14 protein-coding genes are annotated in these 20,088 nt (G+C 65.6%); 7 read left to right on the top strand and 7 right to left on the bottom strand.

The features are described 5' to 3' along the window. Nucleotides 1-1,082: 1,082 nt before the first annotated feature. From EQ874_RS20610 to EQ874_RS23270, 3 genes are all read left to right on the top strand, one after another. Complete coding sequence (locus tag EQ874_RS20610) at nucleotides 1,083-1,718, top strand: hypothetical protein (RefSeq protein WP_129977975.1); 636 nt, start codon at nucleotides 1,083-1,085, stop codon at nucleotides 1,716-1,718. Between the two features lie 2,128 nt (nucleotides 1,719-3,846). Beyond that, nucleotides 3,847-4,035 (top strand): hypothetical protein, encoded by a 189-nt coding sequence (locus EQ874_RS23275; RefSeq protein ID WP_242496847.1) that lies wholly within the window; start codon nucleotides 3,847-3,849, stop codon nucleotides 4,033-4,035. Nucleotides 4,036-4,372: 337 nt separating this feature from the next. Beyond that, a complete protein-coding gene (locus EQ874_RS23270) occupies nucleotides 4,373-4,678 on the top strand; it encodes a hypothetical protein (protein ID WP_242496846.1) in 306 nt (101 codons plus the stop codon). Nucleotides 4,679-5,273: 595 nt separating this feature from the next. Here EQ874_RS23270 and EQ874_RS20595 read toward each other — a convergent pair. The 4 genes from EQ874_RS20595 to EQ874_RS20580 are packed head-to-tail and all read right to left on the bottom strand — an operon-like array spanning nucleotide 5,274 to nucleotide 10,690. After that, nucleotides 5,274-6,572, bottom strand: a complete 1,299-nt coding sequence (locus EQ874_RS20595; protein ID WP_064063714.1) for an MFS transporter — start codon at nucleotides 6,570-6,572, stop codon at nucleotides 5,274-5,276. A 31-nt stretch (nucleotides 6,573-6,603) separates the two neighbouring features. After that, on the bottom strand, nucleotides 6,604-7,812 hold the full coding sequence (locus EQ874_RS20590; RefSeq protein WP_129977974.1) for a CoA transferase: 1,209 nt from the start codon (nucleotides 7,810-7,812) through the stop codon (nucleotides 6,604-6,606). An 11-nt stretch (nucleotides 7,813-7,823) separates the two neighbouring features. Further along, complete coding sequence (locus EQ874_RS20585) at nucleotides 7,824-9,284, bottom strand: dihydroorotase family protein (protein ID WP_129977973.1); 1,461 nt, start codon at nucleotides 9,282-9,284, stop codon at nucleotides 7,824-7,826. Between the two features lie 38 nt (nucleotides 9,285-9,322). Next, nucleotides 9,323-10,690 (bottom strand): FAD-binding protein, encoded by a 1,368-nt coding sequence (locus EQ874_RS20580; RefSeq protein ID WP_129977972.1) that lies wholly within the window; start codon nucleotides 10,688-10,690, stop codon nucleotides 9,323-9,325. A gap of 265 nt (nucleotides 10,691-10,955) precedes the next feature. Between EQ874_RS20580 and EQ874_RS20575 the strand changes: the two genes are divergently transcribed. The 4 genes from EQ874_RS20575 to EQ874_RS20560 are packed head-to-tail and all read left to right on the top strand — an operon-like array spanning nucleotide 10,956 to nucleotide 14,849. After that, entirely contained in the window at nucleotides 10,956-11,750 is a 795-nt protein-coding gene (locus tag EQ874_RS20575; RefSeq protein WP_016933241.1) for an IclR family transcriptional regulator, read from the top strand. Next, nucleotides 11,747-12,589: a CoA ester lyase gene (locus tag EQ874_RS20570; protein ID WP_129977971.1), complete on the top strand. Its 843-nt coding sequence runs from the start codon at nucleotides 11,747-11,749 to the stop codon at nucleotides 12,587-12,589. Before EQ874_RS20575 ends, EQ874_RS20570 begins: the two co-directional genes overlap by 4 nt. Further along, complete coding sequence (locus EQ874_RS20565) at nucleotides 12,586-13,422, top strand: cyclase family protein (protein ID WP_129977970.1); 837 nt, start codon at nucleotides 12,586-12,588, stop codon at nucleotides 13,420-13,422. Before EQ874_RS20570 ends, EQ874_RS20565 begins: the two co-directional genes overlap by 4 nt. Then, a complete protein-coding gene (locus EQ874_RS20560) occupies nucleotides 13,419-14,849 on the top strand; it encodes an MmgE/PrpD family protein (protein ID WP_129977969.1) in 1,431 nt (476 codons plus the stop codon). The genes EQ874_RS20565 and EQ874_RS20560 overlap by 4 nt, the downstream gene beginning before the upstream one ends. 58 nt (nucleotides 14,850-14,907) lie before the next feature. Here EQ874_RS20560 and EQ874_RS20555 read toward each other — a convergent pair whose 3' ends face one another. The 3 genes from EQ874_RS20555 to EQ874_RS20545 all read right to left on the bottom strand — a co-directional run bounded on the left by EQ874_RS20555 (nucleotide 14,908) and on the right by EQ874_RS20545 (nucleotide 20,068). Further along, a complete protein-coding gene (locus EQ874_RS20555; RefSeq protein WP_129977986.1) occupies nucleotides 14,908-16,107 on the bottom strand; it encodes an amidase in 1,200 nt (399 codons plus the stop codon). Between the two features lie 65 nt (nucleotides 16,108-16,172). Further along, nucleotides 16,173-17,990 carry a hydantoinase B/oxoprolinase family protein gene (locus EQ874_RS20550; protein WP_084421665.1) on the bottom strand — a complete coding sequence of 606 codons (1,818 nt, stop codon included), beginning with the start codon at nucleotides 17,988-17,990 and terminating at the stop codon, nucleotides 16,173-16,175. Beyond that, nucleotides 17,987-20,068, bottom strand: a complete 2,082-nt coding sequence (locus EQ874_RS20545; protein ID WP_016932723.1) for a hydantoinase/oxoprolinase family protein — start codon at nucleotides 20,066-20,068, stop codon at nucleotides 17,987-17,989. Before EQ874_RS20545 ends, EQ874_RS20550 begins: the two co-directional genes overlap by 4 nt. Nucleotides 20,069-20,088: the final 20 nt, after the last annotated feature.

Genomic DNA, 20,088 nt, shown 5'->3' with positions numbered 1-20,088 from the left:
TTTCGATTGTTCGCGGCTCAGTGGCCGAGCGGACCAGTGGACACTGTCCTACGCTGGTTTACCGCGGTAAACCAGCGGTCGCGAGGAAGCCCGAGACCGGTGCTTCTTATCGACAGGGCCACTCCGTGCAGCGACCGGCGGCTCAAGCAACTCCATCGTGTCGCGGTTTACCGCGGTAAACCAGCGAGAGACGATGTGGCGAGATTCGGTGCCGCAGTAGGGCAATGTTGAGGGCCCTGTAGTTCATGTGGTTTACCGCGGTAAACCGTCTCTGTGGACACAGCCTGCGCTGCGTGACGCGAGCGCCTACCGACTCCCGATTCTGCTGGCCGTGTCACCATATGACTTTGTGAGGCCGACTACGATCCGGAGACCTTCGACCGCTTCCCCTGCAGCAGCTCACGAATTTGTGTCATGGCGCTCTGCCGTGTCCCCGCGGAAGCGGTCTGGGCATTTCGGTGAGCGAGCACACGGGCAGTTGTGCGGCGTTCGGCATCGCGGAGATGTTTCGCGGCCTCCGCACGTTCGGTGGGGGAGGGGAGCGACCAGTCGATAGCGGCAAGTCGCCAGCGGAGGTATCGAACCGGGTGCTTCAAGGAACCCCGAGACGGCCAGATCCATCCACGTCGTCGAGTGTCCTCGTTGAGCGCAGTCGCAATATCGCGGCCACTCCACCGCTCTGTATCGACGTAATGGTCCCTGAGTGCGTCGCAGACGGATCCGATATGCCCCGCGGCCTCCAGGCAAGGGGTTGCGGCCACTAGCGCTGCAGCGGCCTTCTGAAGGCCGATCGGGCGCGGCTGCGGCCGTCCCTTCGGAGAATTCCTGTTCCTGCGCGCGCTCGCGCGCGTTGTCTTGTACTTCTTAACAGAAGTACAAGAACCAAAAGAAAGAGCAACAGATTGGGGGCCACCATCGCTTGTCTGGGGATAACGCGGCGGTGACGATGCGTCGGTGCTGGAGAGCGCTGCGCGGCAGGAGCGTGCCGAAGACTCCGGCCGGCCGGCATCACAGGGGCTCCGAACGGCCGCCCTGGGGGAGATGAGCGACCAGACGCTGGTGCCCTTGACTTGTCTACGACCGTGGTGAGCCTCAGCGGCCCACTGCTCGAGCGTGCGGAGAAATCGTCCTCGGATCATCTCTCGGGCCAGGCCGAGGTCGGACAGGACTCGTCGCGCACGTTTGAGGACAGTAACGGACACGCCCGCGCGGTCTGCAAGCACGTCGCGGGAGGCCGTCACGCGGCGGCCCGTGCGAAGGTCCGCAAAGGACGCCATCGTTACCGCGACGGCAAAGACCCGCTCGGGATCGGCGTGATGGCGTCGGCAGACATTTCTGCCTTTCTCTTCGTTGAGCAATTCGCGGACCTGCCGTTGCCATTGCATACGTCCCGACCAAATGGGGGTTTTGGACTGCATCGACGGTGGCACGGGAATGGACCATGTGTGGCCACGTTGGTCGCTTTCCTGATTCATTTTCTCGACGCGCTGGATATTCTCTTCAGCGCGGGATATCACGGCAGAGAATTCGATATCTTCGGCATCGAAGCGGGGGGAAGCAATCGATATTTCTTCGGGACGACGAGGTTCCTCACCGGAAGTCGTCGAAAAGGTTGTTTGCTGTTCAGGGCATGGGGTACCCTGAGACGTACCAGGCATGGTAAGTCCCTTCGGGGAGCTGGGGATCTCGGCAAGGAAATCCCTGGTCAGAGCGCATGACCAGGAGACGAAGCGGCAACTTCGGATCCATAAGGGCACCTAGCGGCGAAGGTGAAAACTAACGCCGTTAGGTGTTCTGAGTACCGATCGATCTCGGCAAAGTTCGACCGAATGACGAGCCCCCGCAAGGGGGTTTCGTCATGTGCTGCGCGAGCGTCATGTAGTTGTTTGCGATCGGTAAGGTTCGATCTCCTTCGGTCCGGTTATATTGCTGGCAGTAATTTCATCACATGATCTCTCTTCTGTCGCGTACCGGCTCGAATTTATTTTCGCGGTTCCGGACGGGGAGGATGCGGAGAGGAAACCGGCCCCGGGACTCAACGGCGAATCATGCCTTCGGCACCGGCGTTTCAGGTTTCTCGGTGAAATCGGGGGAGAAGAAGCATGGTCCGGTTATCTGCCGCACTCGGCGTGCCGTAGTGCCTCTCGGCAGAAGGCCCGCGCGTCCCGATGCTCGAAGACGGACTTCCCGGGCGGTCGGAACGGTTCACCGTGGCCGGGTACCGACAGGCGCCGAGACGGGGCGGATCACACCATCGGGCCGGTTCTCGGCGCGCCTGATCCGGATGCCGACCCCGACGAGGACAGAAACCGGCTCGGAGCATCCGACTGCATAGGACATTGTCGAGCGGAACGGAGGGCACGCCCCTTCTGCGCGACAGAGGTACGCCCGCCCGGTCGCGTGGATCCTCCGCCGGTGTGTCCTGCCTCGTCCGCGGTGATCGGCGTACTCCGTGCATGCATCACCGTTACACGTCCCGTGGGTGAGACGTTCGACGGTGATGCTCGAAAGGAGCCCACGCGGACCCGTGGCCGGGTGATCTCGAGGAGGGACTCTTCGTCGCTCCGACGACCGGTCGCGGAGGAAGTGTCCGCGACGGCGGATGACGCGACAGCTGGGGTAGGCAGGGCTGGGGTAGGCAGGGCACCGCCTACGGACGATGGTCGGGGCTCGGCTGCCGACGTGCGAACGCAAACTCCGCCACCACGTCGTTCCACCGTCCGAGGCGAGGGTGCCGGTCGTTGCGAGCGACTATCCCTCGGACGCCCGCGACAGTGGTCACCGGATGCAAGCGACCGGATTCCAGGATCGCAGGAACCTCGACGGTTCCGACCGGGACGCTCGGCCGACACAGCTGCAGGTGGTCGACACTCCGGCTTCGACCGGTGCTCGACTCTCCCCGCTATCGGGCAGCGCACGATAGCGGAAAATTCCCGGGCACTCATGCCGAGGACGAGGGGCAGGTGGGGGAGTGGTCGCCCCCTGGACGCACTGGAGTGACGGCAAGTCGCCCGAGGACGAGTGGGTAGTAGACGAGGATGACTGGGGGGTGACGGCTACAGGTCTGTTCCGGCCGGTTCGGGATGCGCTGGTGTTCCGGGTTCTGCCCGGTCGAGGATCGGGTCGCGTCGTCGAACGGTTCGTCGGGATGCGGTCCTGCCTGTCGGCTCTCGCCTGCCGCCGTCGGCAGGATCGGGCGGAGACAGGGCGCCGCTCCTGGGGTGCGGGTGTCGTGGATCCTGCGGTGCTGCGCATATCGGTCGGTTCGGAGAGAAACAAGCAGGTGGAAGAGATCAGCTGGGGCGTTGTCTCGTCCCGACAGGGACCCAGCGCATGTGAGGGTTCAGGGATGCGCAGCGGTCGACGAGTCCGCTCGCATGTACTTGCGAGCGAAAATCGGCGAAGAAAGTAGAGCGTGGTGACGAGCGAAGCAACCACGGAGGCCGGTACCCACGAGGCGACCTCGACTTCGAAAACGCCCTGCGGGAGGTCACCGGCACGGATATCGGCCGCGATCAACTCGTGCAGATCCTGAAGGGGCTCCATACGGTGAACCCTGCGGGCCCGCACCGACCGAACACGACGCCCGCCTGCTCACCGAGTCCGGGTTCACGGCAGGCCCACCGAGGCCACGGCTGCACGCGTCGACCGAGACATCCGCATGGCCGGCCTCGTCGCCGGCTCTCTGTCCATCGCCGAGGCGGCGGTCCGCCTCGGCGTAACGCCCGCTTGCATCAGGCAACGTATCGCGAACGGTCGCCTGTGGGCATTCGATTCCGGCCGTAACCGCCTGTTGCCCCGGCTCGATTCACCGCCGGTGGGACCGTGCCGCACATCGACGGAGTCATGCCCCACCTCCCGAGGGACCTGCATCCGCTGACGGTGCAGGCACTGCTGACGCAGCCGCAACCCTCGTCGGTGGTCGACGGCCGGCCGGTGTCGATCGTCGCGTGGTTGACCGGCACCGCCGGTAGGTCGGACGACGTCGAGCATGTCGTCGACGTGCTCATCGCCACCGAATGGGAAGCGGCATAGATGCGGCGATGCTCCCGCTACCGCGCTCATCCCGTACCTTCGTCGGGCAGGACTGTCACCGAAGGAAGTGCTCGAAGGGCAGCCGAGCGAGACCGCGTGGCGCGTGCACCGCACCACCGGCCCCATGTACTCGCGTGGAATGCCCTGCGTGAATTCGGACCGAATCTGCGATCGGACCAGCAGCCGCTTCCGCGGGCCGAGCATTCCGGTTACGGCGTCGGGTACGGCGCTTCGAGCCCCGGAGGGGCGCCGGCGGAGGCATTTCGGTCGGCACGGGACCGATCGCCACCGCGGTGGCCCGTATCCGACCGGCGTTCGCTTCACCCGCGTCCTGCGGTTGCCCGACGTGTCCGGCATCGGGGGAGGGGTCTGGGCCACCCGGGTGGGCGGCGGCAACCATGCTCTCTATTCGGCGCCGCACCGACTGTCCCAGCAGTGGGCACGCACCCTCCATCGCGCCCACACCGATCCCGCCGGGATCGTCTATCGCGGTCGGTTCGCCGGCGGCACGGCCGTCGCCGTCGGCGAACCGACCGCCGACGCGTTCCCGCAACGTCCTGTGCTGTCGCTACCTCTGTCGCATCCAGGCTTGGCGGATGCCATCGATACCGCAGCGCACGAACTCGGTTACGTCATCCCGTGATCGGGTGTCGGGCACCGCTTGTCGCTCGTAGAGTGAGCCTCGTGTCCCGGCGGTCGGTTCGGACAGGCGGGAGCATCGTGCCAGGACGCTTCACGAACCGGATAGGTCATGGTCCTCGTCGTTGTCGCGTCCACTCGGCGAGCACGCCGTCCAGTGGAGGTGGATCGGCCGAGTGTCGCTCCCGTTCCTGTATGCGGCGAGCTTCAGGAGGGCAGCGCCCACTACGGGATGGAACACGTCCTGGCGTTCCGGACGCTGTCCGGAACGCCAGGATTCGGAGGGATCAACTTCGATCCGAACTACGGCCTGGGGACCGTGAATCGTACGGATGGAAAAGATGTAGCGAGCCGTCCGTCGCTGCAGTGGCCTTCCGGGCAGGGCCTCGACCGTGTTCCGGGCACGAATGTTCGGTGCCGTGAGAGGCGGGGACCCTGATCGGCATTTTCGCGGGGAGCATCCGCGCGGCGAACCGGGACGAATGAAAACTGTTGCGAGAAGGACAGTGCCGGCCTTTCGGTATCGGACAGAATCCTCACCGGTCGGTGTGCGGAGCGAGTTCGATTGCCTCGCGGTCGGGCATAGCGCAGCCTGCCGTTCAGGCACGCCTCAGGTGTGCAGGGTCGTCGAACTCACTTGTTGCAGCGTGCGGCCGCTGCGGTTCCTTCGTGAAGAACAGCATGGCCACTGCGCCGACCAGGCACAACGCCGTCATGACGAGGAATCCGCCGTCGTAGGTGCCCGTGCGACTGACGCTGAAGCCCATGACGGACGGGGCGACGATACCGGACAGTGCGAAACAGGCATCGGCGAAGCCGGCGGCGGTCCCGGGCTGGCTGGGGGCGGCATCGATCGACGCGACCCACCAGATGCCGCCGGTGACGAATCCGAAGCCGACGCCCGCCGAGATGCAGATCAATGCGACGGTGAGGTTGCCGCGGAAGAACAGGATCGGTGCGATCGACGCGCCCGCCAGAAGCAGTGCGACACCGATGATGATGAACCGCGAGCGGATGCTCTGCGTGCGCTTGTACACGCGGTCGACCAGGATTCCGCCGAGCAGCGCACCCAGCACACCGGCTGCCCACGGCGCCACCGAGAACGCGCCGACCTCCTTGATGGACAGGTCGAATTCGTGCTCGAGGTACTGTGGAAGCCAGTACATGAAGGCCCAGAACATGAAGCCCCACGAGAAGTAGCCGAGGCCGACGAGCCAGAGGTTCCGGTTGCGGAGGACCTCGCCCCAGTCGGTGCTCGACTCGTGACCGGTCTCCTCACCGTCCAACTGGCCGGCACGGATGTAGTCCAGCTCTTCCTTCGACACGAACTTCGCCTCGGTCGGCGAGTTCTTCAGTGTCGGATAGGCGATCGCGACCCACACGACCCCGACTATCGCCAGAATCCAGAACATCGCCTTCCAGCCGGTGAGGGCGATCAGCTGGGTGAGGATCGGCCCCCCGACAAGCAGGCTGCCGGAGACCGCCACACCGCCGATCAGGGCGAGCGCCTTGCCTCGCTCCTGTGCCGGTAGCCAGCGGCTGACGAGTCGCGTGGCTGCGGGGAAGCACGGCGCTTCACCGGCTCCGAGGAGGATGCGTAGCAGGATCAGGCCGATGAACCCGCCGGCGAACGGGGTCAGTGCTGTGGCGGCGGCCCAGATGAACATGCCCACGATGAGCACGCGTCGGGAACCGTAGCGGTCGACCAGCGGTCCCGACAGGAGCGCGAAGAGCATGTAGCCGATCGAGAATGCGGAACTGATCACGCCGTACTCGCCGGGAGTGATCCCGAACTCGGATCGCAGGTCGGATGCTGCGAACGAGATGGCACTGCGATCGATGTAGTTGACGATTACCAGGCCCAGAATGATGGCGATGGTCCACCAACGCGATTTCATAGCGAACTCCTCGGATGACGCAGTCGCAGGGTCAGATGACGCCGCGGGCCCGCAATTCGTCGATGTGCTCGGGAGTGCACCCGAGGTGGGAGAGGACCCCGTCGGTATCGGCACCGGCAGGGCGCCCGGCGTGGCGGATCGCACCGGGGGAGCGGCCCATGCGCCACATGACGTTCTGCATGCGTACGGGGCCGAGTTCGTCGTCGTCGACAGTGGTGACCATGTCGGTCGCGACGACTTGGGGGTCGGTCAGCAGGTCGCTGGGTCGGTAGACCGGTGCCACCGCGGCGCCGGCATCCTCGAAAGCCTCGACGACCTTGTCGCGGGTACGGTCGGCGATCCATCCACCGACGTACTCGTCGAGCAGGTCCGCGTGCTCCGCGCGGGTCCGGCCGGTGGCGAACCAGTGCTCGTCGATGACCTCGGGGTGCCCCACCAGACGTAGTACGCGTTCTGCGATCGTCTGTGCGCTCGTGGACACGGCGACCCAATGGTCGTCCTTGGTGCGATAGAGATTCCGGGGGGCGTTGTTCTGCGACCGATTGCCGGTGCGCTGTTGGTCGATGCCCAGTTGATCGGCATAGATCACACCGGGCCCGACCGCGGTCATGATCGGTGTGAGGAGATCGAGGTCGATCTCTTGTCCGGTGCCGCCGTTGCGCTCACGTTCGAACAGCGCCATCGAGACTGCGGACGACCCGGCGATACCGGCAATGGAGTCGGCGAGGCCGAATGCAGGCAGTGTGGGAGGTCCGTCGGGGTGGCCGGTGAGATGGGCGAAGCCGCTCATCGATTCCACCAGTGTGCCGAACGCGGGACGCGTCGCATACGGTCCCTGTTGCCCGAAACCGGTGACCCGCAACATGATCAGTGCGGGATTCCGCTCGGTGAGTTCGGCATAGGACAGTCCCCAACGTTCGAACGTGCCGGGCCGGAAGTTCTCCACCACCACATCGGCGTCGGTGGCGAGATCACGGAAGATCTCCTGACCGTCCGGGGTGCTCAGGTTCAGGGTGACGGTCTGCTTGTTGCGGCCGACCATCTTCCACCAGAGCGGGACGCCGTTCTTGTCCAGGCCGTGCCCACGCATGCCGTCCGGCTTGGCCGGATGTTCGATCTTGATGACCTCGGCGCCGAAGTCGCCCAGAATCTGGGCGGCGAGCGGCCCGGCAAGGATGGTGGAGGCGTCGAGGACCTTGATCCCACGCAGGGGTCCGGCAGGGGTCTTGTCGTCGGTCAACTGGTGTCTCCTCAGTACGGACGGGCGAGGTAGCGGCCGGAAGGCGTGCCGGTGACGACTCCGTCGGTCAGAACCCGGTTACCGCGCACGAAGGTGTCGGTCACAGCAGCGGACAGTTCGAATCCCTCGAAAGGCGTGTACTCCTGGGTGGATTCGGAATCCGCTGCATGCACCGTCCAGGTACGGTCGGGATCGACGATCGCGATGTCGGCGTCGGCGCCCTCGGCGAGTCGTCCCTTGCCGGGCAGACCGTAACGGTCGGCCGGGTTGGACGAGAGCAGCTGTGCGATACGGCGCAGCGACAGGCCGCGCTTGCGGCCTTCGCTGATCAGGCCCGGCAGGAGGTATTCCGTGCCGCCGAAACCGGATTTGGCGGCGAACACGTCGTCGCGATCTTCGCCGAATTTCACCTCGTCCTTGCAGCAGGCGTGGTCGGAGACCACCCAGTCGATGTTCCCGGCGAGCAGGTGTTCCCACAGGGCCTCGACATCCTCACGCGGACGAATGGGCGGGTTGACCTTGGCGCCCAATCCGTTGGCGTTGTCGATGTCGGTGAGCAGGTGCCCGATGGTGACCTCGCGGCGGAAGTTCACGTGCGGGAAGGCGTCGGCCATCTTCATGGCCGCCTTCATCGCTTTCGCCGAACTCAGGTGCAGCAGATTGATGTTCGGCAGTCCGGTCTCGTCGGCGAGGAAGGACGCGATCGTCACGGCCAGACCCTCGGAGTGCTGAGGACGGGAAGCGCTGTAGGCGGCGAGGCCGGTGAGTGTGCCTTCCTGTTCCACCAGCTTGGTGTAGGCACTCATGATCTCGGCGGTTTCGCAGTGCAGAGACAGCGAGATGTGCGGGGCGAGTTCGGGGAACTGCTCGCGGGCTTTCTGGACTCCGCGCATGACGAACTCGAAGTGCGCGATGTCGTAGCGTTCGTCCTCGGGAATCATCAGGAAGTCGCTCTGCGATGTGGAGCGCCCGTGCAGACCGTGGCTGCCGTAGAACATGAAGATCTTGAAGGATGTGACGCCCTGGTCCGACGCGAGCGCGGGGATCTCGCCGATGTGCTGCTTGGACATCGGGGCGAGATGGAATGCGTAATCGACGTAGCTGCGCCCGGCGGAAGCGTCGAGGACCTCGGGGAAGAAGTCGGCGTAGGCGCCACCCTTGTTCAGGTAGTACTGGCCGGTGCGCATGTACGTCAGGGCGGTGGTGACGCCGCCTTGAGCGCTCGCGCGGGATTCGGTGTGGGTGTCCTCGGACAGCGGGTTGTAGATACCCCAGTGCTGGTGGGCATCGACGACGCCGGGAAACACCAGCTTGTTCGTGGCATCCACGATTTCGGCGTCGTCGGCCCGGAGGTCGGAGCCGATGGCGGCGATCGTGCCGTCGACGACGAGGACGTCGGCGATCTCGCCTTCCGCGGACGCGGTGTCCTCGGTGCGTACGACAGTGCCGTTCTTGATCAGGTAGGTGGTCATGTCTTCTCCTGGCGAGTATCTGGACAGGTGATGCGTCTTCACGCGGCCACGGTGCTGCTCACGTGTTCGGCGGCGAGAAATGCCAGACCGAGTGCGGTGATCAGGCCGTTGCCGGCGAGGTAGCCGCCGGCTCCGTGGCCGGAGATTCCGACGGCTGCGCCGCCGGATGCGTACAGGCCGGGAATCGGGACTCCGCGAGCGAGTACGCGGGCGTGTTCGTCGACGACGAGTCCACCCTGGGTATGGAACAGTGCCGGTGTGACGGCGATCGCGATGTACGGCGCGGTCAGGGGATGCCGGATGTCGGTGCGGCCTTGCCGATCGGGCTCGAATCCGGTCGCGGCGCGGTGGGCGGCGGTGAGCTCGTCCTCCAGCGCCGGCAGGGGAACACCGATGGTCTCGGCGAGGTCGGTGGCCGTGGCGGCTCGCACGAGCGATCCGCTCTCGGCGACCGTGCGGAAATCGTCGAACACCGAGCACAGTTCTTCGATGTGCTCGTCGATGATGATCCAGCCGGCAGATCCGGGCCGGGCGGCAAGCAGAGTTGCGAATTCCGAGTAACCGGTGGTCTCGGGGGCGAATCGCCGGCCGGTGCTGTCGACGACGATACCGCCGTGGACGACGGTCGCCCAGCCGACGAGCGTCTGGCTGCGAGACGAGAGGGCAGCATGGCCCTGGTAGGCGTCGAGGAAACCCGTGTCGGCTCCGAGTCGCCCACCGATGCGGAGCGCGTCACCGCGGCTGAACCGGCCGCCGTGGTAGTGGGCATCCGCGATCTCGGGCATGTGGGTCCGGACCAGGTCGCGGTCGGCGCCGAAGCCGTTCGTCGCCAGAAGGACGGATCCGGTCGTGAGCTGCTCGGTGTTTCCGTCGGGGGTAGCGATCTCGACCCCGGTTACGCGGCCGTCGATGGTGAGGACCTCGCGGAGACTCATCGGGGCGATCAGCTCGATCCGGGGATGTGCCTGGGCGCGTTGCACCAGGTGACGCAGCAGGTGGGAGCCGTGGCGGCCGGGAATGCTGTGGCAGCGGTCGGCGGTGTGTCCCGGGTATCGGAAGTCGGTGACCAGTTCGAGGTCGAGTCCTTGACTGTCGGCCAACCAGGTGACCAGCGTGCCGCTGGCATCGGTCAGCGCCCGAGCCACCCGCTGGTCTGCCGTCCCTGCGGTTTTGCGGGTGATGTCGTCGAGGAAACGACGGGGACTGTCTCGGATCCCTGCTGCGCGCTGCCAGCGCGTGCCGGCAGCAGGGATCATCGCCGTGCACATCGAGGTGTTGTTGCCGCGCTGGAAGTGCTCGTCGGCGTCGATCACCAGAACGTTCACGCCCGATTCCGCGGCGCGCAGGGCCGCGACGAGTCCGCCGCCCGCGCCGGCAACGACGAGGTCGAATTCCGGATCGGTCACACCGCCTCCTCATATTGTTCCGCTCAGAGAAACGCAAGAAAGTGATCTCCTGCACTATGCGCCCCCTCGAAACAATACGCAAGTGCCAATTTTGGGAATAATCCCTGATGAAGGGACAGTCACCCCGATGGGTGGGTCTGGACAATTGTTTCGCCAGGCGGTACAAAGTATTCATGGCCTTGAACGGTCGTATCGCTCCTGCAGCATGTCCAGCAGACCTGTCAAACGTGTTCACCACCTGAACCGACCGGGGAACGGAGCCATAATGGAGTCCTCAACTGGCGGCACCACCTCTGCCGCACGAGCCGCAGAAGTGCTGCTCGAGTTCGGTCGCCGATCGAGCGCGCTCGGCGTATCGGAGATCGCCCGCTCCACCGGGATCTCCAAAGCGGTCACGCACCGCATCCTCACGACCTTCGTCGAATGCGGACTGCTGCTCTACGAACCCTCGACCCGCCGTTACCTGCTCGGCCCCGCCGCCGCCACACTCGGCGCTCGTGCACTGGACGTTTCCCCCCTCCGCCGCGCCGCCCGTAGCGCCTTGGAAGACCTCCAACGCGCTACCGGCGAGACCGCGACGGTGACCGGCCGGTTGCCGGGCGGACGCGTCTACCTCGACCAGGTCGAAAGCACCCAGGAAATCAAGATGACCGTCGAACTCGGACGCCGCTTCGAGCTGTACAGCGGGTCGTCGGGTCGCATCATCCTCGCGTACCTGTCGGAGTCCGAGCAGGAGGATGTGCTGTCCCGGCAATTGACGCGCCTGACCGCGAAGACCGTCATCGATCCGGTCGCGTTACGTGCAGTGCTGCACGAGGCGCGTGAACGCGGCGTGTGCCGCTCGACCGGTGAGCGGCAGGAAGGCGCGGCGTCGATCGCCGCACCCGTCTTCGGAGCCGACGGCACGGTGGTCGGCTCCCTGTCGGTCTGTGGACCGAGCTACCGCATGACCGACGAAGCGTTCGACCGATACGAGGACGCACTCGTCGAAGCGGCGCAGAGGGTTTCCCGCGCGCTCGGGTACCGGCAAGTCCACGCTCCGGTGGGAGAGCCCGTATGACACCCCGCAGTTGGCTGTACGTCCCGGGACATCGCGCAGACCGCATCGACAAGGCGCTCGGTAGTGCCGCCGACGCCGTCGTCATCGACCTCGAGGACGCAGTACCGGTCGAGGCGAAGAAACACGCGCTCGCCAATGCGGTGGCCGCCGTGCGCGATGCACCTGCTGATCGCATTGTCTGGTTGCGGCTCAACGCCATCGGATCGCGCTGGCTGGACGAGGAGATCGCCGCGTTGTCGCGCGCCGATCGGGCGCCGGCCGGTGTTCGCCTGCCCAAGGCCGACGACCCGGACGCGGTGGCGGCGACGGCGGACCGGCTCGGTTGTCCGGTACATGCGATCGTCGAATCCGCTGCGGGCCTGCTCGCCGCCCCGCAGATCGCGCGATCCCATACCCGGGTGACCGGAATCGCGCTCGGTGAAGCCGATCTCGCAGCCGACCTTCGTGCCGGACACGAGGGACTCGCCTGGGCGCGTGGTTGGATCGTCGCAGCGGCCCGCGCCGCCGGCCTGGCATCGCCCGTTCAAAGTGTCTGGACCGCGGTAGGAGATCTCGAAGGGCTGGCGGAATCGTCCCGAACCGGCCGTGTCCAAGGTTTCTTCGGACGTTCCGTCATCCATCCGAATCAGATCGACATTGTCAACGAGGCCTACACGCCCTCCGCCGATGAGCGGGAGTGGGCGCAGCGAATCGTCGACGACGCGTCCGCGTCGTCGGCAGCGGGGGAGTCCGCGGTTCTCGACGAGAACGGCAGATTCATCGATCCGGCGGTCGTTGCGAACGCTCGCGTCGTTCTCGACCGAGCTCAGGCCATCACAGCACGAGGAGTCACATCATGACCGAACACACCATCGCCGGTCCCGACGCACTGCTGAATGCGGTCGTCGATACCGACGTCGACATCGTCGAGCTCGGGCACCCCCACACGACCGGTATGCCCTGCTCACCGAACCATCCCGGATTCCGGATGACGCTGATCCGTCGGCACGGCGACATGGTCCGGCCCGACGGTGGATCGGCATCCAACGAGATCATCGTGACCGGCGGACACGTCGGCACCCATGTCGACGCGCTCTCCCACGTCAGCCACGAAGGAAAGCTGCACGGGGGTATCGACGCCGAGGAAGCGCAGCGTGGTGGGAAGTTCTCGCAGCTGGGCGCCGAATCCATCCCCTTCATGCTTCGTCGCGGACTGCTGCTGGACGTGGCCCGGGTCCGCGGTGTCGATTCGCTCGAAGCAGGGCAGGCGGTCACCGAACAGGACCTGCGCGATGCGGCCGACGCCGCGGGGGTGACGCCGCGACGCGGTGATGTCGTGTTGATCCGTACCGGGTGGGCCCGGCACTTCGACGATCCGCAGCGTTATCTCGGCCAGCAGGACGGCGTCCCCGGTGCCGATGTGGGTGCGGGGCGGTGGCTCGCGGCCGGCGGCATCGCAGCCGCAGGTTCCGACACGACCGCCTTCGAACACATCCCCCCGGGGAAGGGACACAGCGTTCTTCCGGTTCATCGAGTGCTGCTTGTGGAGAACGGAATTCACATCATCGAGCATCTGAACCTCGAAGACGCCAGCGCGCGTGGCCTGACCGAATTCACGTTCGTCATGGCACCGTTGCGCATCACCGGCGGCACCGGATCGCCGGTCCGTCCCGTCGCGGTGGTGGCCTCGTGACCGGCACCGAGACCCGACACGACCTGACCGGAACGGTCGTGGGTCGGCTCGCCGCCCTCGCCGCCGACATCCGCACCACGGGACTGTCCGCAGAACTGCGGAAGGACGTCGCGCGGCGGGTACTCGATCTGCTCGGGAACTCCCTCGCGGCGCACGACCAGCCCTCGGCTCGTGCCGTCATCGAGGTGGCACGCAACTGGTCCGGTGCGGCCGCGGCCACCGGCATCGGCACCGGAGAACGTTGTCCGGCCGCCACTGCCGCGCTGGTGAACGGCACACTCGCCCATTCGATGGACTCCGACGACACCCACCTGCCGTCGGTGTTGCATCCGTCCGCCTCGGTGATCCCGGCGGCACTCGCCGTGGGTGAAGCGGTAGGAGCCTCCGGCGCAGCCGTCCTCGACGCTGCGGGCGTGGGCATCGAGATCGTGGTCCGTCTCGGGATGGGCGGCTACGACGAAGAACTCGGCAACTCCGAGTTCTTCGAACGTGGCCTGCACGCGACATCCATCTGCGGTGCCGTCGGTTCGGCTGCTGCCGCAGCGATGCTGTACGGCCTCGACGCCGAAGGTATCGCAGACGCCATGGGCATCGCCGCGAGCTTCGGCGCCGGATTGCTCGAAGCCAACCGCACCGGCGGCACGGTCAAGCGCGCGCACTGCGGATGGGCGGCACATTCCGGTGTCACCTCGGCAGAATTTGCTCGCGCCGGCCTCACCGGACCGCCCACCGTGATCGAAGGACGTTTCGGTTTCCTGCACGCCTTCTGCGGCGATCGGGCCGACACCGCGAAGGTCCTGGATGGACTGGGCGAACGCTGGGAACTGCCGGGTATCTTCTTCAAGCCGTATCCGTGCAACCACTTCACCCACGCCGGGATCGACGCTGCACGCACGCTCGTCCGCCAGGGGCTCGACCCCGCCCACATCGCGGAGATCGAACTCGGTGTTCCGAAACCGGTCCTGCGCACCATCGCCGAACCTCCCGCCTCGAAAGCGGCCCCCGAATCCGGGTATCATGCAGCGTTCTCGGGTCCGTTCACCGTCGCACGAGCGCTGCTCGGTGGATCGGGACTCGGAGTGGGACATGCCGATTTCACCGACGAGGCCGCGAAGGATCCACGCACGCTCGAACTCGCGGGTCTGGTCACCAGCCGCAGCGACGACCGGTGTGACGAGATCTACCCCTATCAGTTCCCGGCAGTGCTGCGGGTACGCACTCGCGATGGTGTCTGGCACGAGGCTCGGGTCGACCACAATCGTGGTGGTCCGGCGAATCCGCTTTCCGATGAGGAACTCACGATGAAGTTCGATCTCAACGTCGAGAACAGGCTGTCGCCGGAGCGTGCAGCAGCGGTGGTCCGAGCTGCACTGGGGCTGCACACCGCAGATTCCCTGGAGGCCCTGATGGTGACCGTGCGCGGCTGATCGGGAACCGGGGCGCACCACTCTGCCTCGACGGGTCTCTGCCCCCTCCGATGGCGGCTCACCGCGTGATGTGTAGCGGCGGTCTCCGGGTATGCCAGTCCGTTGTGCTCTGAAAGTCTTCACCGATCTCGAAGAGCAGCAATTCGTGGTGGGCGGCCGCCGTCAGTTGAGCACCGATCGGCATCCCCGAACGAGGATGGAATCCGACCGGGAGTGCGAGCGTGGGTCCGTCGTGGAGGGACCAGGGATAACTGAACTGTCCGAGTCGGCGTGAGCGTGCGACGACATCGTCGCCACCGGCGATGCGAGGCACATCGACCGGCATGGTCGGGGTCAGTACGGCGTCGACGGTCGTGAACAGTGCACGGAGTCCGCGACGGAACTCCGCTGCGCCGGCTATCGCTGCTGTTCTCTCGGAGTCCGAGATGGACAGACCCAAGGACACGCGTGCGAGGGTGTCGGGATGGAACAGTTCGGGTGAGGAATGCACTCGGTTACGGTGCAGCGCAGCAAGATCCGAATACAACAACGTGTACACGATGTCCTGTGCGCGAGCAGCACCGGGGACGGTGACCGGTATTGTCTCGTAGCCCAGTTCTCCGAGTTGTCGTGCCGCCGCTCGGACTGCGTCGCTGATGGCAGCGTCGACGTCGTCGGTGATGAACACCGACGGCAACCCTATCCGTCGAGTGGGGGCAGGCGACGGGGCCGGGGCGACACGCAGTACATCGAAGAGGCGGGCAACCTCGGTCACCGACCGTGCCATCGGACCGACGGTGTCGAAGGCGTCGCTGACCGGGAAGACTCCGGCATTGCTGATCGAGCCCCAGGTCGGTCGCAGGCCTGTGATACCGCATGCCGCTGCGGGTAGACGGACGGATCCCCCGGTGTCGGTGCCGAGGGAGGCATCCACCAGTCCTGCAGCGACTGCGACGCCGGAGCCTCCGCTCGAACCGCCGGGGACGCGTGTGGGGTCCCAGGGGTTGCGAACGGGGCCCGCGGCGGAGTTCTGGGAGGTGACTCCGACCGCGAACTCGGCCATGTTGAGTTTCGCGGTGATCTGCGCGCCCGCAGCGAGCAACCTGCCGACGACGTCCGCGTGGGCGGACGCGATGCGGTCGGCGAAGAAGCGGGATGTGCAGGTGGTGGGGACGCCGGCGACGTCGATGTTGTCCTTGACACCGATTCTCATACCCGCCAGTGGCCCGTCGGGTGCGGCACCGCTCGCGGGGTCGATCCAGGTGACGACGCTGCCCAATGTTTCGTCGAGAACACGAGCGGTCGGGCCGCCGCCGATAGCGGCGGCCCGACCTGTGGTGCCGCTCAGGATGGGCTCCCTGCGCGCAGTGCCGCGGTGGCGTCCTCGTCCACGGTCCACGAGTCGGTGTCGACGACGACCCCGTAGTCGCGCCGAGCGTCCTCCGCGGTGAGGTATTCGTCCCAGACGTCGCTGAGGACCTGGAAGGGATCACGGAGGAACGGATTGCCGAATCCACCGCCGGAAGGCAGCTTGATCTCCAAGGTTTCGCCCTCCCGGATGGTTTCCTGGGTGACCTTGGAGAAAAGTACCTCCTCGCGGTCCGTTCCGGCGTTGCGGGTGAATGCACCTGCGACGCCGTCGTGGCCACCGAGCGCTCCGGCGGGCGGGTCGGAGCGGTTGTCGGCTTCGGAGCCGAGGAAGGTATCGGTCTCCATGAGCCATTTGCGGACACTGCCGATGCCGCCTCGCCATTGGCCGGGGGCGGGAGCTTCGTCGCGGAGTTCGTATCGGAGGGCACGCATGGCGTGGTTGAGTTCGAGTTCTTCGATGGGGTTGTTGCGGGTGTTGGCCATGAGCGAGTCGACGGCGTCCATGCCGTCCTTGCCGTTACGTCCGCCGTACGAGCCTTCGTTGATTTCGATGTAGACCCAATAGGATTCGCCGTCTTCGGCGACACCGGAGTAGGCGATGGCGCACAGTGCTGCCGACGACCCGGCGATCGCGTGGTCGGGGAGCACGGGTGCCAGGGCGAGGTTGATGGAGTCGAAGATTCGGTTCACCTGGGAGAACCGCGCGAAACACGATGCCGGGAAGTCCGGGTTGAAGATCGTTCCCTCGGGTGCGTATGCCTTCACCGGGCGGAAGCAACCGTCGTTCTGGGGGACGAATTCCTCGGTCAGGTCTTCGTCGAGCAGGATGGTGCGGATCGCGGCGACTGCGACAGGGAGGACGGATCCTTCGAAAGGCACGTTGAAGGCGGTGGGGACCTGGTCGTTGGAACCGGTGAGGTCGATGAGGATGTCTTCTCCCTCGACCTGCACACGCACGGCGACCTTGAGGGGGACACCGCGGTTCTTTCCGTCGTCGTCCAGATAGCCGACAGGTGCTTCGTAGCTGCCGTCCGGGATCTCGCGGATTCGGCTTCGAAGCATGTTCTCCGAGTAGTCCATCCACCGTTCACTGGCGCTCATGACGGTGTCGAGGCCGTACTTCTCGAGCAGTTCGACGAATCGCTTCTCACCGATGCGCGCGCAGGCGATGAGTGCTTCGAGATCGCCTCGGTTCTGTTCGGGTGTGCGGACATTGTCGAGGATGTGCTGGATGAGATAATCGTTGCGGACTCCGGCGTCATAGATCTTCATCGAATCCATGAGTTTGCCCTCGGCCCAGACGTCGACGACGTCCATGCACAGACCGGGGAAGTTGCCGCCGACGTCGGATACGTGTCCGGTGCATCCGGCGAATCCGATGTGCTCGCCCTCCCAGAAGATCGGGATGATCACGCCGTAATCGGGGGAGTGGGCTGCGCCGTGGTACGGATGGTTGTGCAGGACGACATCGCCGGGCCGGTAGGTGCCGGCGAGTCTGCGGTTGACGCCCCGGATGTAGGCGGGGATCGAACCGCAGTGCATCGGTGTCGAATCCGATTCGCACAGTTCGCGGCCGTTGACGTCGAAGATGCCGGCGCCGAGATCTTCGGATTCGCGGATCAGGCTCGAGTAGGCCATGCGGTAGAGGACCTGCGCCATCTCCTTGGCCATGGACTGCAGTGCACCGCCGATGACGCGCAGGGTGATCGGGTCGACCTCCACGTCGTTCCACGTACGGTGGGATTCGCCCGCGAGCGATACGCCGGTTCTGGGCATCAGGGTCTTGCTCATGCGGGCTTCCTCTCGATGATGATGTGGCCGACCGCGTCGACGGTGGCGTGCTGATTCATGCCGATGATGGTCGTGGAATCGAACTGCTCGACGATGGCGGGGCCTTCGATGGTGTTGCCGGCCAGGAGAAGCGAGCGGTCGTAGACCGGGGTGTCGATCCACTGCGGCGCGGCTGTTTCGTCGCGCCAGAACAATGCGCGGGTCATGGTCTTGATCGCCGCGGAACCGTCGGCGGTGCCCGTGTCGATCTCGGTGATACGGACGTGCGGTACGGCGCCGACACCGGTGACGCGGATGTTGATCAGCTGCACCGGCTTGTCGTCGAAACGCTGGGAGTAGGTCCGCCCGTGTGCCTCGTGAAAGGCCTCGGAGACGGTCTTGACCCAGACGTCGTCGATCTCGCCGTCGGGTGCCGGGACCCGCAGTTCGTAGCCCTGACCGACATAGCGGCAATCCACACTACGTTCGAGCGAGATGTTCTCGGCGGGAACGCCGTCGGCTTCGAGTTGAGCGATGGCCTCGCGGGAGAGCCGGTCCATCTGGGTCCGCAGCAGGTTCAGATCCGCGTCCGCGGAAGACGTCCACACCGTGGTAGGGATTTCGTACCGGATGTCGGTGGTCAGCAGGCCGACCGCAGAGGTGATGCCGGGGTGCCCGGGCACGACGACACGCGGAATACCGAGTTGGTCGGCAATCTGCCACGCGAAGAGGGGACCGGCGCCGCCCTCGGCGATGAGCGAGAAGTCGCGCGGATCGTAGCCTTTGCGTACCGAGTGGAGGCTGATCGCTTCGGTCATCGAGTGGGCGAGGATCTTGAAGATCCCCATCGCGGCTTCGTCCACGCCGGTTCCGAGCTTGTCGGCGATGTGGGTCCGGATCGCGGTGCGGGCCAGCTCGGGTTCGACCTTCATGGTGCCGGACAGGAAACTGTCCTTGCGCAGCCAGCCCATCATGACCATGGCGTCGGTCGAGGTCGGTTCGGTGCCGCCGCGGGCGTAGCAGGCGGGTCCGGGGAATGCGCCGGCGCTTCGGGGTCCGACCCGGAACATGCCGCCTTCGTCGACCATGGCGATGGAACCGCCGCCGGCACCGATCGTGTCGACCTCGGCCATCGGCACCATGGCGTGGTAGTCGCCGATGCGGGTGTCGAGGAGGTGCTTCATCCGGAGAGCGCCGTTCGGTGCCACGCCGATGTCGGCGGAGGTTCCGCCCACGTCGAGTGTGATGACGCTCGGGAATCCGGAGGCCTTGCCGATGGCGCATCCACCCAGCAGTCCGGCGACCACGCCGCTGGTCAGCAGCGAGACCGGCTGTTCGCTGGCGCTGCGCGAGGTGACGAGACCACCGGCGGAGGTCATCAGGTGCACGTCGTCACCGACCTGCGCTGCGGCAGCCTTCTGTGCCAGGCTGGCGATGTAGCGCGAGGTCTTCGGTCCGATGAAGGCGTTGAGTGCCGCGGTGGAGAAGCGTTCGTATTCGCGGTACTGCGGGGCGACCTCGCTGGAGAGCGAGATGAACACCTCGGGGTACTCCTCGAGAATGATGTCCTTGACGCGTTTTTCGTGTGTGGGGTTGCGGTAGGAGTGCAGAAAGGCGACGGCGATGGCGTCGACTCCGCGTTCACGGAGCAGGCGAACTTCTCGGCGCACCGCGTCTTCGTCGAGCGGTGTGAGGACGTTGCCGGCGGCGTCGATCCGCTCGGGCACGACCCGGCGGTTGCGGCGTGGGACCAATTGCCACTTCTGCCAGGGAAGGTCCTGATAGTTCGAGTAGTTGAGGGGGCGCTTCTTGCGGGCGATGTGCAGCAGGTCGCGGAAGCCTTCGGTCGTGATCATGCCGACGTTGCACCCGTTGTGTTCGAGCACGATGTTGGTGGCGACGGTGGTGCCGTGGAAGAACATGTCGATGTCGGATGGGTCGATGCCGGCGCGTTCGGCGAGGACCTCGATGCCGTCCATGGTTCCGATGGACGGGTCGTGGTTCGTCGACGGAGTCTTGTGGACCACTACGGTGCCGTCGTCGTCCCACAGCACGAGGTCGGTGAACGTGCCGCCGACGTCGACTCCAATTCTCTTCATCAGTACTTCCAATCTTTCGG

The sequence above is a fragment of the Rhodococcus sp. Q1 genome (assembly GCF_004153645.1).
In the GTDB taxonomy this organism is placed as follows: Bacteria; Actinomycetota; Actinomycetes; order Mycobacteriales; family Mycobacteriaceae; genus Rhodococcus; species Rhodococcus gordoniae.
The sequence above is the reverse complement of the archived record's forward strand: the minus strand, read 5'-3'. Positions and strand labels throughout refer to the sequence as shown.